The organism is Paraburkholderia sp. Ac-20347 (genome assembly GCF_017104805.1).
GTDB classification, from domain to species: Bacteria; Pseudomonadota; Gammaproteobacteria; order Burkholderiales; family Burkholderiaceae; genus Paraburkholderia; species Paraburkholderia tropica.
The window spans coordinates 24,518-38,708 of the sequence record NZ_JAAGPN010000063.1 but is presented as its reverse complement, the minus strand read 5'-3'; the positions used below and the strand labels follow the sequence as shown (position 1 = coordinate 38,708).

The 14,191-nt window shown below is 65.6% G+C and carries 16 protein-coding genes and 1 pseudogene; 8 read left to right on the top strand and 9 right to left on the bottom strand.

The window, feature by feature from the left end:
• The 3 genes and pseudogenes from glyA to G3N97_RS14815 form a co-directional block, all read left to right on the top strand.
• A pseudogene (gene glyA / locus G3N97_RS14825) lies at positions 1–359 on the top strand (serine hydroxymethyltransferase); the annotation flags it as partial.
• Between the two features lie 40 nt (positions 360–399).
• Complete coding sequence (locus G3N97_RS14820; RefSeq protein ID WP_205993933.1) at positions 400–978, top strand: hypothetical protein; 579 nt, start codon at positions 400–402, stop codon at positions 976–978.
• A gap of 192 nt (positions 979–1,170) precedes the next feature.
• Positions 1,171–1,392, top strand: coding sequence for a hypothetical protein (locus G3N97_RS14815; protein ID WP_205993937.1), 222 nt, complete (start codon positions 1,171–1,173; stop codon positions 1,390–1,392).
• Positions 1,393–1,443: 51 nt separating this feature from the next.
• Here the strand turns inward: G3N97_RS14815 and G3N97_RS14810 are convergent, their stop codons facing one another.
• The 4 genes from G3N97_RS14810 to G3N97_RS14795 form a co-directional block, all read right to left on the bottom strand.
• Complete coding sequence (locus G3N97_RS14810; RefSeq protein WP_241030584.1) at positions 1,444–2,844, bottom strand: MFS transporter; 1,401 nt, start codon at positions 2,842–2,844, stop codon at positions 1,444–1,446.
• 2 nt (positions 2,845–2,846) lie between these two features.
• Positions 2,847–3,236: a hypothetical protein gene (locus G3N97_RS14805; protein WP_205993931.1), complete on the bottom strand. Its 390-nt coding sequence runs from the start codon at positions 3,234–3,236 to the stop codon at positions 2,847–2,849.
• A gap of 545 nt (positions 3,237–3,781) precedes the next feature.
• Positions 3,782–4,093: a hypothetical protein gene (locus tag G3N97_RS14800; RefSeq protein WP_205993930.1), complete on the bottom strand. Its 312-nt coding sequence runs from the start codon at positions 4,091–4,093 to the stop codon at positions 3,782–3,784.
• Between the two features lie 56 nt (positions 4,094–4,149).
• Positions 4,150–5,145: a zinc-binding dehydrogenase gene (locus tag G3N97_RS14795; RefSeq protein ID WP_205993929.1), complete on the bottom strand. Its 996-nt coding sequence runs from the start codon at positions 5,143–5,145 to the stop codon at positions 4,150–4,152.
• Between the two features lie 116 nt (positions 5,146–5,261).
• Between G3N97_RS14795 and G3N97_RS14790 the strand changes: the two genes are divergently transcribed.
• From G3N97_RS14790 to G3N97_RS14770, 5 genes are all read left to right on the top strand, one after another.
• Positions 5,262–6,152, top strand: coding sequence for a LysR family transcriptional regulator (locus G3N97_RS14790; protein WP_205993928.1), 891 nt, complete (start codon positions 5,262–5,264; stop codon positions 6,150–6,152).
• A gap of 180 nt (positions 6,153–6,332) precedes the next feature.
• Positions 6,333–7,034, top strand: a complete 702-nt coding sequence (locus tag G3N97_RS14785) for a cation transporter (protein ID WP_205993927.1) — start codon at positions 6,333–6,335, stop codon at positions 7,032–7,034.
• Between the two features lie 259 nt (positions 7,035–7,293).
• Positions 7,294–7,767 carry a DUF2753 family protein gene (locus G3N97_RS14780; RefSeq protein ID WP_205993926.1) on the top strand — a complete coding sequence of 158 codons (474 nt, stop codon included), beginning with the start codon at positions 7,294–7,296 and terminating at the stop codon, positions 7,765–7,767.
• A gap of 55 nt (positions 7,768–7,822) precedes the next feature.
• Positions 7,823–8,446: a superoxide dismutase gene (locus tag G3N97_RS14775; protein WP_205993924.1), complete on the top strand. Its 624-nt coding sequence runs from the start codon at positions 7,823–7,825 to the stop codon at positions 8,444–8,446.
• 46 nt (positions 8,447–8,492) lie between these two features.
• Positions 8,493–9,803 (top strand): Nramp family divalent metal transporter, encoded by a 1,311-nt coding sequence (locus G3N97_RS14770; RefSeq protein WP_205993923.1) that lies wholly within the window; start codon positions 8,493–8,495, stop codon positions 9,801–9,803.
• A 95-nt stretch (positions 9,804–9,898) separates the two neighbouring features.
• On the opposite strand, the gene G3N97_RS14765 is transcribed toward G3N97_RS14770, so the two are convergent.
• From G3N97_RS14765 to G3N97_RS14745, 5 genes are all read right to left on the bottom strand, one after another.
• The gene (locus G3N97_RS14765) at positions 9,899–10,963 is read right to left on the bottom strand and encodes a fatty acid desaturase (protein WP_205993922.1); all 1,065 of its coding nucleotides are present in this window, start codon (positions 10,961–10,963) and stop codon (positions 9,899–9,901) included.
• Between the two features lie 187 nt (positions 10,964–11,150).
• Positions 11,151–11,873, bottom strand: coding sequence for a DUF2325 domain-containing protein (locus tag G3N97_RS39445; RefSeq protein ID WP_241030582.1), 723 nt, complete (start codon positions 11,871–11,873; stop codon positions 11,151–11,153).
• Positions 11,874–12,188: 315 nt separating this feature from the next.
• Positions 12,189–12,956 (bottom strand): type I methionyl aminopeptidase, encoded by a 768-nt coding sequence (map, locus tag G3N97_RS14755; protein ID WP_205993921.1) that lies wholly within the window; start codon positions 12,954–12,956, stop codon positions 12,189–12,191.
• Complete coding sequence (locus G3N97_RS14750) at positions 12,953–13,165, bottom strand: ParD-like family protein (RefSeq protein ID WP_205993920.1); 213 nt, start codon at positions 13,163–13,165, stop codon at positions 12,953–12,955. The genes map and G3N97_RS14750 overlap by 4 nt, the downstream gene beginning before the upstream one ends.
• Positions 13,166–13,239: 74 nt before the next feature.
• Entirely contained in the window at positions 13,240–14,136 is an 897-nt protein-coding gene (locus tag G3N97_RS14745) for an AraC family transcriptional regulator (protein ID WP_205993919.1), read from the bottom strand.
• Positions 14,137–14,191 lie beyond the last annotated feature (55 nt).

Here is a 14,191-nt window from a genome sequence, read left to right as displayed (position 1 = left end):
CTGAAACGCTGGTCAAGCGCGGTCTGCGTATCGTTTCGGGCCGCACGGAAAGCCACGTGATGCTGGTCGATCTGCGCGCGAAGAACATCACCGGCAAGGCTGCGGAAGCGGTGCTGGGCGCGGCGCATATCACCGTGAACAAGAACGCGATCCCGAACGATCCGGAAAAGCCGTTCGTCACGAGCGGTATCCGTCTGGGCTCGCCGGCGATGACCACGCGCGGCTTTGGCGTGAAGGAAGCGGAGCGCGTAGGCAACTTGATCGCCGACGTACTCGAAGCCCCGAACGACGCCGCCACGATCGAGCGCGTCAAGGCGCAAGTCGCCGAACTGACGACGCGCTTCCCCGTGTATAGCTGAGTCGCGCACGCGTCGCCGCCTCGCTCATCAGGACATCGTCGTGCAAACCTATCTCGGTCCGCATCGCGCGGCCAACGGCCAGACACTCGCCCTGTTCAAGGTCCCGACCGGTCAGGGCGAGGTCTTTATGAGCATCAGCCGCACCGAGTTCGGCAACGACGAACGCGCGGTCGTCGAGGTTCGGCGCGATGCGCTATTCGGTTTGTGGCGCAACGACCTGCCCGACGCAATGCGCGCATTTCCAGCTCGCGGCCGCGACGACGCAATGTTCAACGAAAAGATCGAACTCGCCGAGGAAGGTTTCCGGCTCGGCATCAGCGATCCCGTGCCGCTCATGGAAGTGCGCTGCGGCGTGCGGCCTCGCCTCGTCGCTGCGCATGCCACGGCACGCCCCTACATTTCGGTGATCGACGGCGTGGCGCGCGCGCTGTGGCTCGCATCGCGCGGCACGCCGTGTTTTCCCGTCGAATGCGTGGTGTCCGAGGCGCCGTTGCTCGCGCGGCTCGCCGGTACGCGCCGCAGTCGGTGGATGCGCGTTTCCGAAATCCTGCCGTCACAAAGCTTCAGTCGCCGCGATTCGCCGCTCGGTGGCGCATCGGCATGCCGAAGCGGGCATTGAGCGCGCGGCTACTCGCACATTTGCTGGTTGACGCCGCGTCCGACGTCGTCGAGTTCCGCAGCCGATCGCATCGGGCGCGAGTACAATTCCCTCAGACAAAATACGAAGACCAGACCCGATATCGGACCGGATCACGACGCGGCAGCCCGCCCGGCGAACCGGCCATCGTCGTCGTCACACAGGGGAAATCACATGAACCGCATCTTCATGACCCGCGAGGAAGTCATCCACCTGCTGCTGGAGGCCCACGCTACGGCCCGCGGCGGCAGCGCGCCGACGCTGATCAAGCCGGTCGGACGCGATCCCGCCAAGGTCGAGGCGCTCGACCGACTGCTGCTCGACGTGCGCGCCGGCCGCGTCAACGAGATCCGGCTCGACGCCAACGACAACACGCACATCGCCATCACGGACTGAAGCGATCGGTGCCCAGGCCGCGCGCGCGCCTGAACACCGGCTGCGATTCGCCTAGCTGCGCGTCGGGACGCGGGCGCCCGTCGTCGTCAAGCCGCGCGTGAGGCTGACGACCGCGCCCACCGCCGCGAAGGCCGCCGCCACGGCGAGGCATTTGGTCGTCCGGTCGGCGACGTTCAGCTGGAACAGCATCGTCACCAGCGACGAACCCAGGCACCAGCCCACCGTCCGCGCCACCGCCACGAGTCCGCCCGCCGCGCCGCTGCGCGCGACCGGTCCGGACGTCATCATGGTGGTGTTGTTCGGCGTCTGGAAGAAGCCGAATCCCGCGCCGCAGATCGCCATGCGGATCGCGATATCGAGGTTGCCGGGCGCGGCCGGCAGCATCGCCAGCGACACGAGACCGCAGGCCAGCACCGCCAGCCCGATGCTGCCGAGCACCGCCGCCGGATAGCGCGCCGAAAGGCGGCCGGCGATCGGCGCCGCCACGGCAACGAGCAGCGGCCAGGGCGTCACCAGCAAGCCCGTTTCGACCGCCGAGCGATGCAGCAAGGTCTGCAACAGAAACGGAACCGAGATGTACGCGATGATCTGCGCCGCGTACGAGCAGACCGACGTCGCGCCCGAGAGCGCAATCACCGGAATGCGCAGCAGATCCAGCGGCAGCAGCGGCGCCGCACGCCGGCTTTGATGCCAGACGAGTCCCATCAGGAACACCGCGCCCACCGCCAGCATGGCGATTGCCCGGCCCGTATCGTGGCCGAGAATATCGACGCCCAGCACGAGCAGGCCCAGGGCAATCGCGTTGAGCAACGCGCCCGCCAGATCGAATGGACGCGCCACGCCCTGACCGCGCGGCGCGACGGCGAGAAACAGCGGAATCGCCACGACGCAGGCCGGCACGTTGACGAGAAAGAGCCACGGCCACGCGGCAACCGAGAGAATGAGCGCCGCCACCGTCGGGCCCAACGCGCCCGACATCGCCACCACCAGCGCAATCGACGCAAAGCCACGCGCGATCAGACTACGCGGATAAATCGACCTGACGAGCGCCGGACCCAGCGCCGCGAGACACGCGCCGCCCACGCCCTGCAGCACGCGCGCGGCGACGAGAAACGACAGCGACGGCGCGCTCGCGCAGCACACCGAGCCGATCAGAAACAGCACCAGCCCGATGGCATAAATGCGCTTGTGCCCGACGATTTCGCCGAGCGCCGCCGCAGGCAGCAGACACACGGCAACGGCAAGCTGATAACCGTTCACGACCCACACGACCGCCGCGTCGCTGGTCCCGAGTTCGCGGACGAGCGTGGGCAGCGCGATATTGGCGATGGCGCTGTCGAGGTTGCTCAGCAGAATGCCGAGCAGGATGCAGCTCATGACGAGCCAGCGTTGGCGCTCCGGCAATCCTTGCCCCTCTGCCGGGCGCTGCGCTTGTTCAATGTGCGATTGCAATCTCAGACTCCAGCGGTGCGTCGTTTCGACTGACGCGGATAAAACGATTCGAACGCGATTCCGGCCAACGCGGCGCGAATATCGATGCTATCGATGCGAGTAAAAGTCATGCCCCATCCCTTTCGAATAGTTAATCCGGATGACGAATAAATACGTCGACTCGATACGCTGGGACGAAAAGACGCGGCGTCAATAGCTGAAAACGAACGCGATTTCGCCCACCGACCGGAATTACCGGAATCGATAGCGAACGAAAGGACACAGGCGGATATGACAACGAGAAAGTCGAAAAGCAGTTTCATGGCGGCAATCGGGCGTAGTGGATCATCGCCCCATGCCACGGGCTGACGATCAGTTACGCGTTGATTGACGTAAACGCTTACGATCACCATTGCGGCGACCGGCGTATGTTAAGGCAGCGACTATTTTTGCGCAATCACGCCGACTGGCGAAACAGGCTTGCATAAACATTACGTGCGAGCGTGATTGCGTCGTGCTTTAACGCGGCGATTGCTTTTGAAACGCGGTTTCAGGAACGCGACAAACGAGTCCGCCCGCCGCCAGCGCGGCATGCGAACTCGTCGGTCAGTGTGGGTCTCTCAGATTCCAGCGTATCGCCGTTCATGAATGACGGCGTGCCAAGACGGTAATCGACGGTAAGATCCGCATCAACTGCGCTAAATCGCTACAGCCAACACTTCATTTCCAAATACTCCAAATAAGGTGACGAGAGCGATGAATCGCTGGACACCCGCGCGCCTATCCGCTACGTAAGCGGTCGTAATTTACGTAAATGGACGTGCATCCGTCGCCCTGTTACCGTTTTCGTGTCCGTGGCGTGGTTGCCGCGGATACCTCCAGATCGATTCCGCTCCGGAAAAGGTCTTTCCGTCGCGTCCACCCCGGTCGCGACGGCTTTTTACATGACGCGCCGTTTTTACGGCTTTTTCGCTGGCGTCTGCAACGCCTCGGTTAATGGCCGGCATATAACACGCGGTCCACCTCGCAAAGCAGCGCCGCGAACAGGATCGCCATCGGCAGCAGACGCGTTTTCTGCGCTTCCCATTCGACCGCCCATCAGCGTGCCCAACGCGACCGCGCCGAGAAACGCGAAACGATGCAATTGCGCGGAGTGCACGCCAATTCCAGACTTCCCGGTCAAATAAAAACTCAAATAATTGCTAATGCCGACCGTGTAGAAATACTTTGAAACCATCAGCAGCAGCAATATGCCGATCACCGGCGCCACGCCGCGACCGTCAACCAGGCGATGCGGGCGTCGACGCCAGAACACCGAGCGCGGCCTCACGGCACCAGCACGGCCTTCGCGCCGCCCGCGCCTTCGTACTCCATCGCCGCTTCGATCTGCGCATAACTGAACGTGTCGCCGATGCGCGTGCGAAACATCGGGTCGTCGATCACCGTTTCCAGCGCCTGCAGCGCGGCCTCCAGCCGCCCGCGATCCTTGACGGTGGCGCTGTCGAAATTGCTGAAGCGGCGGATGACGAGGTTCTTCATCATCACCAGCGCGGTCGGAAACGAGACCGGCGACGCGCCGTCCAGAAAGCCGTAGCACCAAATGGTCGAATTCACCGGCAACGCCGTGGCGACTTCGCTGAGCAAACTGCCGCCGACGCCGTCGAACACGGCCGTTGCATCGAGTGTCGCCGCGCGTTCGGCGAGTTCGGCCGTGAAGCCTTCGCCGGTCACGATCACGTGCTCGACGCCCGCCGCGCGCAGCGCATCGCGCGCCGCTTCAGTACGAACGAGGAAAATCGCCGGCAGGCCACGATGGCGCGCGAGCACGGCCAGCGCATTGCCGGTCGCCGAATGCCCCGCCGTCACCACGATGCCGCGATGTCCGGCCGCGACGCTCTCCTCGATAAAGGCGTACGCCGTCATGACGTTGACGAGCGAGCCGCTGTAATCGCGCGCCGCGACGTGGTCGGGCAGGATCAGGCAACTGGTGTACGGCACCTGCGCGCGCTCCGACCACAATCCCACGCTTTGCGCGCTGCGCCCGAGCGAGCGGTAGATCGCCACCTGACGGCCGACGTAGCGCGACGGCACGCCTTCCCCGGCGGCGATCACCGTGCCCGCGCCCGACGCGCCCCAGACATCGTGCTGCATCGCGGGCAGCGCGACGCCCACCGACGCGGGCCGCTTGAGAAAGGTCTTGTCGCCGAGATTGATCGCCGACGCCGTCATCTCGATCACCACATGTCCGGCCGCCGCCTGCGCCGGAGCCGGCACGTCACGCACTTCCAGGTCCCGCGTCGCGGTCACGCAAATCGCTTTCATGGTTCTGTTCCTCCAGGGAAAAGTCCCACCTTAGCGGCCCGCATCCATTGCGAAAATGGCCGCAATAGACATACCATCCATTCCATTCAGGAATCGATGACAAAGGAACGAAACTCGTGGATCGACTCGATGCGATGCGGCTCTTCGTCAGGCTGGTCGAAACCGGCAGCTTCACGGCCGTGGCGCGCGCCGAAGGCATGGGGCAACCGGCCGTCAGCAAGCAGATCGGCGCGCTGGAGCGCTATCTGGGCGCGCCGCTGCTCGCGCGCACCTCGCGCCGCGTGAGCGTCACCGACGCCGGGCAGACGTTTTACGCCTCGGCCAAGGCGCTGCTCGACGATTTCGATCTCGCGGAATCGGCGGTCGGCGTGCGGCAGCAATCGCCACGCGGCCTGATCCGGCTCAGCACCTCGCCCGTGCACGGACGGCTGTGCATCACGCCGCTGCTGCCCGCGTTCTTCCAGCGCTACCCGGACGTGGAAATCCAGATGTCGGTCTCGGAGCGCCAGGTCGATCTGATCGGCGACGGCATCGATCTCGCCGTGCGCCACGGCCGCATGCAGGACTCGTCGATGATCGCCCGCAAACTGTGCGACTCGCCGTTCGTGCTTGTGGCGAGCCGCGCCTATCTTGCGACGCATGCCGCGCCCGCGCATCCCGACGACCTCGACGCGCACGCGTGCGTGGTCTTCGCGCATGGCCGGGAGCGTCGTCCGTGGATATTCGGCTCGGGCGACGAGGCGATGGCCTACCTGCCGCGCGGCCCGTTCACGACCGGCGACGCCGAGCAGATTCGCGCGGCCATTCTCAGCGGACTCGGCGTTGCGCAGGTGCCGGCGTGGGTCGTCGCGCCGGAGATCGCCACGGGCGACGTGCAGGTGCTGCTGCCGCAGTTTCAGCGCGACTCGCTGCCCACGCATCTGGTGCATCCCGCCGGCCGGCGCGTGCCGATGCGCGTCAAGCTGCTGATGGATTTTCTGCAGGCGGCGTTCGCGGACGCGAGCTGAAGCGATGGCGACGACGATGGCGATAGCCGGGCGGCGTGAATTGTTGCGCGCACATCAAATAAGGCCCACGGCGCCCACCGTCATCAACATGCCATAAGCGGCTTGTACGCTCGGGGGTCACAAAAACTCCCCTCTCCGATTCGCATGCAATCCGTCACTCCAGTGTGCGATCGGGCATCCGTGCGCGCCGTCCGTTTCAGCGTCCTCGCGAGCGCCACGCTGGTGGCGCTGCAGCTCACGATCGGCTGGTGCGCGGACTCGCGGGCAATCATCGCCGACGGCACGCATACGCTCGTCGATCTGCTCGTCGACGCGGTGCTGTTCGCTTCGCTCTTTCTGCGCCTGCGGCAATGGCGCGGGATTCCCGCACTCGCCCTGTCATGGACGCCGGCCACGTTGTGCACGGCGCTATCCGCGCTCGCGGGCGCGACGCTTCTCGCGCAGGGCCTGGGCGCGTTTTCCGGCGATCCGGCTGCGGCAGCAGCGGCATCGGCAAGCGGAAGCTCGCAAAGCTGGGTGCTACTTGCGGCGTTGCCTGTGATCGCGATCCGCGAGTACATGGCGCGTCGGCTCGGTGCGACCGCCGAGTCGGTTTCCGATACCGACGCCCACGCGGCGAGCGTCCTGAGCGCGAGCGCCTGGCACGCGCGCATCGACGCCTTGTCGGCCTGCGCGGCCGCCATCGGCGCGGGCGGCATCCTCGCGGGATTCGGCGGTCTCGACCAGATCGCGACCGGCTTAATCGGCGTCATCATGCTCGCGACCGCGCTCTTTTCGGCCAACAGCCCCGTGCGCAAAGGTCTCGCACGCCTCAGAAACCTGGCGTCGCGCACCTTCCGCGCACGCGCCGCCGCCGGTCAAAGCGGCAGCATCGAGGCCTGATCGCCGTTTCTGACGTGGGCTGCGTCGCACCACGGCGTCGGCGCGCATCAGCCACATCGGCCGCATCGGCGACATAAGCGCGCCGCTTCCCTCCGTCCATCGCCTTCCGTCCCCGCAAAAACTGACATAACCCAACTGCCGCTCCGGTTATTCCGCCCACAATAAATGATAATGGTTATCATTTACAAATCCTGACGACGTAGACACCCGGTCTGCGTAAAGGGCACCTACACGAGCCTCGATCATGCAACGGCACGCCATGCCTGCTCCCAGCCACCCGTCCGCACGCGATTCGAGCCTGACCCAGTGGCAAACGATCACGCGCCGGGCGATTGCCGCCGCGCGCGAAACCGGGGCAGCCTCGTCGCTTGCGGGCCACGAGGAAGCGCTGTGGATCGCGCGTCAACTGCTTGCCGCACCGCCGCCCGCGCGCGCGGAGGATTGCGTCGCGGCCTTCGTCGTCTCGTGTCACAACCTCGCCGATCTGCATCTCGATCAAGGCGACAGCGACACGGCCGCCAGCTATCTCTGCCGCGCGCACGAAGCGCTCATCGCGCTGATCCTCGACAACACCCGAACCGCCTCGCTGCGCCAGGCCGCGCTGCGCCACAGCCGCGAAACGCACCTTGCGCTCGTCGCCCACGTGGCGAGCCACGGCGAGCATCCGCTCGTGACGCGCGTCCTGCGTAGCGCCTGCCTGGCGTTGAACGTCGACGGCCCCACGCAGCACTGACCCTCCACTGAACTTTTTGCTGCGCCACGCGGCCAGCCTCGCAAGGAGTCTTTCGATGTCCTATGTTTTGCCGGATCTGCCGTATGCGGTCGACGCGCTCGAACCGCACATCGATACCCGCACGATGGAGATTCACCACTCGAAGCACCATCAGACCTACGTCAACAATCTCAACGCCGCGCTCGAAGGCACCGAGTTTCAGGATCTGCCGGTCGAAGCGCTGGTCGCGCGCGTCGAGTCGCTGCCCGAGGCGCTGCGTCCGGCGGTGCGCAACAACGGCGGCGGCCACGCCAATCACAGCCTGTTCTGGACCGTGATGTCGCCGCGCGGCGGCGGCGAGCCCGATGGCGCGCTGGCCGCCGCGATCGACGCCGATCTGGGCGGCTTCGCGGCGTTCAAGGACGCCTTCACGAAGGCCGCGCTCACGCGCTTCGGCAGCGGCTGGGCGTGGCTCAGCGTGAACCCTCAGGGCAAGCTCGTGGTGGAAAGCACGGGCAATCAGGACAGTCCGCTGATGGCCGGGCTGATGTCGGGCAACACGCCGATTCTTGGCCTCGACGTCTGGGAACACGCCTACTACCTCAAGTACCAGAACCGGCGTCCGGAATATATCGGCGCCTTCTACAACGTCATCGACTGGGCGGAAGTCGCTCGCCGATACGCCGCCGCACGCGCATAACGACACGCAACACGCGCATGGCGCCCGGCGTCATGCGGGAGGCTCGATGAACACGGCGACAGACAGCTGCACGCTCACCGGGCGTGCCACCACGGCGATCCGCGAAGTGCTCGCGGGCGGCCCACGCGGACCGCGTTCGATGCTGCTGTTCGCAGGCCCGGCCGTGATCGCGTCGATCGCGTACATGGACCCGGGCAACTTCGCGACGAACATTCAGGCGGGCGCGGGCTTCGGCTACTCGCTGCTCTGGGTGGTGCTCGCGGCCAATCTCGTGGCGATGCTGTTTCAGGGTTTGTCCGCGAAACTCGGCATCGTCACCGGCCGCAATCTCGCGGAACTGTGCCGCGAACAGTTCTCGCGTCCGGCCGTCTTCGCCATGTGGGTCGTGAGCGAAGTGGCCGCCATGGCGACCGACCTCGCCGAATTCCTCGGCGGCGCAATCGCGCTCGCCCTGCTCTGCAATCTCCCGCTGATCGCCGGCATGGCGATCACCGCCGTCGTCACCTACGCCATCCTCCTGTTCGAGAAAAACGGCTTCCGGCCGATGGAAATCGCCATCGGCGCGCTCGTTGCCGTGATCGGCCTGTGCTATCTCGTCGAGATGTTCATCGCGCCCGTTGCGTGGAGCGAAGTCGCGCGTCATGCGCTGATTCCGTCGATGCCCGGCGGCGGCGCGCTGATCCTCTCGGCGGGTATCGTCGGCGCGACGGTGATGCCGCACGCGATCTATCTGCACTCGGGGCTGACGCAGAGCCGCATCGTCGGCGGCGATGCGCGCGAGCGTCGCTTGCTGGTGCGCTTTTCGAATCTGGAAGTGATCGTCGCGCTGTCGGTGGCCGGGCTCGTCAACATGGCGATGGTGGTCATGGCGAGCGCCGCGTTTCACGGCAGCCACAGCGACATCGCGGAAATCGGCACCGCCTATCGCACGCTCACGCCCCTGCTCGGCGCGGGCGCCGCGTCGCTGTTTCTCGTCTCGCTGCTGTGCTCGGGCGTGTCCAGTTCGGTCGTCGGCACGATGGCCGGGCAGATGATCATGCAGGGCTTCGTCGGCTTTCGCATTCCGGTCTGGCTGCGTCGACTCGTGACGATGTTGCCCGCGTTCGTGGTCGTCGCGCTCGGCGTGAACGCGACGCAAGCGCTGATCGTCAGCCAGGTCGTGCTGTCGTTCGCGCTGCCGGTGCCGATGATCGCGCTGGTCTGCTTCACGCGCCGCCGCGACATCATGGGCGAATTCGCCAACGGACGCTTCACCGATATCGCGGCGATCGCCGCCACGGGCGTCGTTCTGGTGCTGAACGCGGTGTTGCTGCTGCAGACTCTGGGCATTGCGCTGCCGGGACTGAGCAGCGTATAAACGCAGTTGGCGTCGATGCAAAAAAAGCGGCGCGCGCCTCGATGGCGCGCGCCGCTTTTTCGTTTGGCGCTACCTGGAACTCACATCACGAATACTCACGAATACGCGCGGCCCTGGTAATCCGTCCACTGTTGCGTGCTGAAATCGTAGAGCTTGCAGTGCTGCGCCGTCGAAAAATACCAGCGCCACGAGAACGGCTGAATCACGATGCGCTCGGGCAGCAACGTTTCGAGCGTCGATTGCGCCTCTTCCAGCCGGTACAGCGGAATGCTCATGTCGAGATGGTGCGCGGTGTGCTCCATGATGTGATGCATCAGCGCGCCGAAACGCCATTTGAACGTCAAATGCACGGTGGTCGAGATGAACGGCTGCGCGTTCGCCCACGCCGTGCGGTCGTCGTACCAGCGCACGCGCGCATGCGTGTGATGCACGTAGACGACGAAGCCGATCATCGAGCACCAGAACAGGAACGGCACGGCGAATCCGAACACCAGCAGCACGAACACCGATTGCCCCGTCGCGAGCGCGGCCGCGATCAGGCCGCCGAGCCAGAACACGGCATACACGGCGACGAGGCAGCAATCGCGGAAGAACACCGGGCGGCGCGTCGGCATGGCGGCCTTGGTCGGGAAGAACATGCGACGCCACCAGATCTCGATCATGTAGTAGAGCCCGGGGCCCCAGCCGCTGCGATAGATGCGCTCCATCATGCGGCGCGGTGCCGACAGCGCGCGGAATTCCGCGAGGCTCAGCGGCGCCCAGATGAAATCGAAACCCTTGAGGTTCGTATAGCCGTGATGCACGACGTTATGCCCGACTTCCCAGAGGCTGTACGGCGTGAGCGACGGCAGGAACGCGATGCGGCCGAGCCATTTGTTGAGCGTGCGGCGCGGCGTGAGGCTCTGATGGCACGCGTCGTGTCCGATGATGAACAGACGGCCGATCACGAAGCCCGAAAGCAGCGCGCCGGCGAACTTGAGCCAGAGACTGCGCGCGAACACCACGAGCGCGATCAGCGCGGCGAAGATCGCATAGTCGATCAGCAGGAGGACGATGGGATAGACCGTCGTGCGTCCCGACAGCGAAACAAGCCACGAGCGCAGGATCTTGCGGTGCGGCAGCGGATCACCTGGCGGTATAGGCTGGACAGGTGCAGTCATAGTTCGAATTACCTCGATTATTAATAAGAAGCAGGCCGCCAACGCCAGTCGCGTGGGCGCGTTACGAACGCGCGGGCGGCAATCATACGATTGCGGCGCGGCCCATTTGGGCGGCGCGCCGCGCACCCGGAACCTTTAATCAGTATTCCGAGGGGCGTATTGATAGAGATCAAGTTTTTGGCAGTGGCTAGTCGGCGTTATCGACCGATGCCGTATTTCTGGATGTCGTCACGCGTCCGAGCGCGTCGGGGTGCTCGACCAGAATGCATTGCTTGCCCGTTCGGGCGCAGTAATCCTTCACGCGCCACCAGTCGCCGTGACTCACGCAGCCGGCCTGACAGATGACGAGATCGGCGTCGGCGAGGCCCGCTTTGAGCTGTTCCGCACTGGCCGCGTTCGTGCGCACGAGACGCACGCCGCTCTCCGCGAGCGCCCGTTCGGTGCGCGCGGTTTCATCGGCATGCTGGGCGGTTTCGCGGTCCTGCGCGATCCACATGACGACGCGTCTGCGGTCGGTCGGCGACGCGACCGTCGTCCGCTCGTGCGCAGCGCTTGAGGCGTTCGAAGCGTTCGAGGCGGCGACCGGCGCGCGTTGCGCTTCGGGCGGACGGCGCATCAGCGCGTGCACTCTCGCTTCGAGCACGCGCACCTGCTGGGCGAGCGCGAGGCGCTTCGGCAACCCCGCGATCGCCGTTTTCACGTCGTGCAATTCGTCGCGCGTCCAGGCTAGCGCAGTTTCGCGGATCACCACGGCGGCCCGCAATTGCATCGCCTGGGCTTCGAGCGCCGCGATTCTCTGCGCCTGCGCGTCGATAACGGCCGACGCGCGCCGTTGCGCCCGCCCCAACTCCCGAACCACCCTGCCGTGCTCGTCGCACAGGCGCACCCAGTTCAGATCAGTCGCCGTCATGTTCATTCACCCTCGCAGGCATCCGCGTCCGAATTGCTCGTTTTGATCCCCGCCATAATAGCAATGATTCTCATTTACTAGAAGTCTCCCTCCCGACGCTGGGGGGAATGCGCGGCGCGATGGGCGAGCGACAGCACGCTGGGGATGGGTCTTCGAGGACGAGTGCGGTCTTGCCTTCGGCCAGTGGTGTCGGCGTTTGCGGCGGATGGAGACGAGCGTGCGGCGCGCGGCGAGACGCCGCGGCCGGATGAAGCAGGTAACAGCACGAAAGATTTTGATGGCGCGGCGCGTGAGTAAACGCCACGCAGTTGCGACTCAGTTGACCACGCGTTCGCCCGGCCGCAACGTCAGCACGCGCACGCCGTTGCGCGTCACCGCAACCGTGTGCTCGAACTGCGCGGACAGTTTTCCGTCGCGCGTCACGACCGTCCAGCCGTCGTCCTCGGTCTCGACGGCGGCGCGGCCCTGGTTGAGCATCGGCTCGATGGTGAAGACCATGCCTTCGCGCAGCGTCAGCCCCGTGCGCGGCCGGCCCCAGTGCAGCACCTGCGGATCTTCGTGCATTTCGCGGCCAATGCCGTGCCCGCAATACTCCCGCACGACCGCATAGCCGTTGCGCCGCGCGTGCCGCTCGATCGCATGCCCCACGTCGCCGAGCGTGGCGCCCGGACGCACCGCGCGAATGCCCTTCCACATCGCCTCGTAAGTCACATCCACGAGGCGTTTCGCGAGCGGCGACACTTCGCCGACCAGATAAGTCTTGCTGGAATCGGCGATATAGCCGTTCTTCTCCAGCGTGATGTCGAAGTTGACGATGTCGCCGCTTTGCAGGATCTCGCTCGCGGACGGCACGCCGTGGCACACCACATGATTGCGCGACGCATTGAGCGCGTAGGCGTAGCCGTACTGCCCCTTGCTGGCCGGCCGCGCCTTGAGTTCGTTGACGATGAGACCGTCGACGAGATCGTTCACCGCCATCGTCGGCATGCCGATCAGGCTCAGCCGGTCCAAACGCGCGAACACGTCCGCGAGCAATTTGCCCGACTCCGCCATCAGCGCGATTTCCTCGGGCCGCTTCGTCACGCCGACGCCACCTTGAGCGCTTCCGCCGCCACGCCCGCGGCGCGCAGTTCGCGCGCGACGATCTCGTTGAACGGCGTCGTCGGATTCATTTCGCACAACATGCCGACCTTGATCCAGAACGCCGCCTGCGCGTTGATCGACCGGCACGACACGCCACTCGCCTTGCGGATCTGGTCGTGCAGATCGTCGTCGATATTGACAATGCCCACTTTGCTGCTCCGTATATATGAAACGTATACGAATCATATATACGGAGCAGTAAATCGTGCAAGCGATATCTGGCTCAGCCCGCTTCGAGTGCGGGCCGCAACTGCTTCGTGTCGCGGCTGGGCGGCGCGCCGAACATGCGCGCGTACTCGCGGCTGAACTGCGACGCGCTTTCATAGCCGACCGCGAACGCCGCCGCCTCGACGCCGATCGCCTGCGACAGCATCAGCCGGCGCGCCTCCAGCAAGCGCAACTGCTTCTGATACTGAACCGGCGTCAGCGAGGTCAGCGCCTTGAATTGCCGATGAAACGCCGAGCGGCTCAGTTGCGCGACCGAGGCGAGTTCGTCGACGTGAATCGGCGCGGCGTAGCGCTGGCGCAGCGAGCGGATCGCGTTCATCACGCGTTGCGAGGGGCTGTCCGCGAGCGCGAAGCGCGCCACCTCGCCGCCGTGCGGCCCGGCCAGCAACCAGTAGCTCATCTCGCGCCGGATCAGCGGCGCGACGGTCGGAACCGCCTCGGGCGTGTCGAGCAGGCGCACGAGGCGCAGCGCGCAGTCGGCGAGCGGGCCGTCGAAATCGGTCACCAGCACGCCGCGCGCAGTCTGCGAGGCAGCGACGGGCGGGCGCGGCATCTGCTCGACCACGCTGCGCAGTTCGCCCAGATCGAGTTCGACGATCAGCACGAGGCAGGGCTCGTCGGGCCGCGCCTCGAACACGCGGCCGAGCGACGGCGCTTCCACGCCGACCACCAGCGCCTGGCCCGCGCGATATTCGAGCTGGCTGCCGCCGAACGTCGCCCATTTCGCGCCCTGCGCGACGATGCACATGGCCGGACTCGCGAGCCGGTAGGACGGCGGCGTCGGGTGATCGGAGCGAAGAATGAGCACGCCGTCGATGGCCGTGGCGTAGGGACTTTGCGCGGTCTGACGCTGCGTGTAGCGCAGCATCGCCGCGGCGAGCGGAGCGGACATAGATCGAGGCGATGACGGAGAAAGTGGACGGGCAGCGTGCGCCGAGCATACTCCG

Bases quoted from the DNA above. Each gene is read 5' to 3' on its own strand.
- G3N97_RS14815 (WP_205993937.1), top strand. From the start codon at position 1,171: ATGAACCGCATCTTCATGACCCGCGAGGAAGTCATCCACCTGCTGCTG.
- G3N97_RS14805 (WP_205993931.1), bottom strand. From the start codon at position 3,236: ATGGTGATCGTAAGCGTTTACGTCAATCAACGCGTAACTGATCGTCAG.
- G3N97_RS14795 (WP_205993929.1), bottom strand. From the start codon at position 5,145: ATGAAAGCGATTTGCGTGACCGCGACGCGGGACCTGGAAGTGCGTGAC.
- G3N97_RS14780 (WP_205993926.1), top strand. From the start codon at position 7,294: ATGCCTGCTCCCAGCCACCCGTCCGCACGCGATTCGAGCCTGACCCAG.
- G3N97_RS14775 (WP_205993924.1), top strand. From the start codon at position 7,823: ATGTCCTATGTTTTGCCGGATCTGCCGTATGCGGTCGACGCGCTCGAA.
- G3N97_RS14770 (WP_205993923.1), top strand. From the start codon at position 8,493: ATGAACACGGCGACAGACAGCTGCACGCTCACCGGGCGTGCCACCACG.
- G3N97_RS14765 (WP_205993922.1), bottom strand. From the start codon at position 10,963: ATGACTGCACCTGTCCAGCCTATACCGCCAGGTGATCCGCTGCCGCAC.
- G3N97_RS39445 (WP_241030582.1), bottom strand. From the start codon at position 11,873: ATGACGGCGACTGATCTGAACTGGGTGCGCCTGTGCGACGAGCACGGC.
- G3N97_RS14745 (WP_205993919.1), bottom strand. From the start codon at position 14,136: ATGTCCGCTCCGCTCGCCGCGGCGATGCTGCGCTACACGCAGCGTCAG.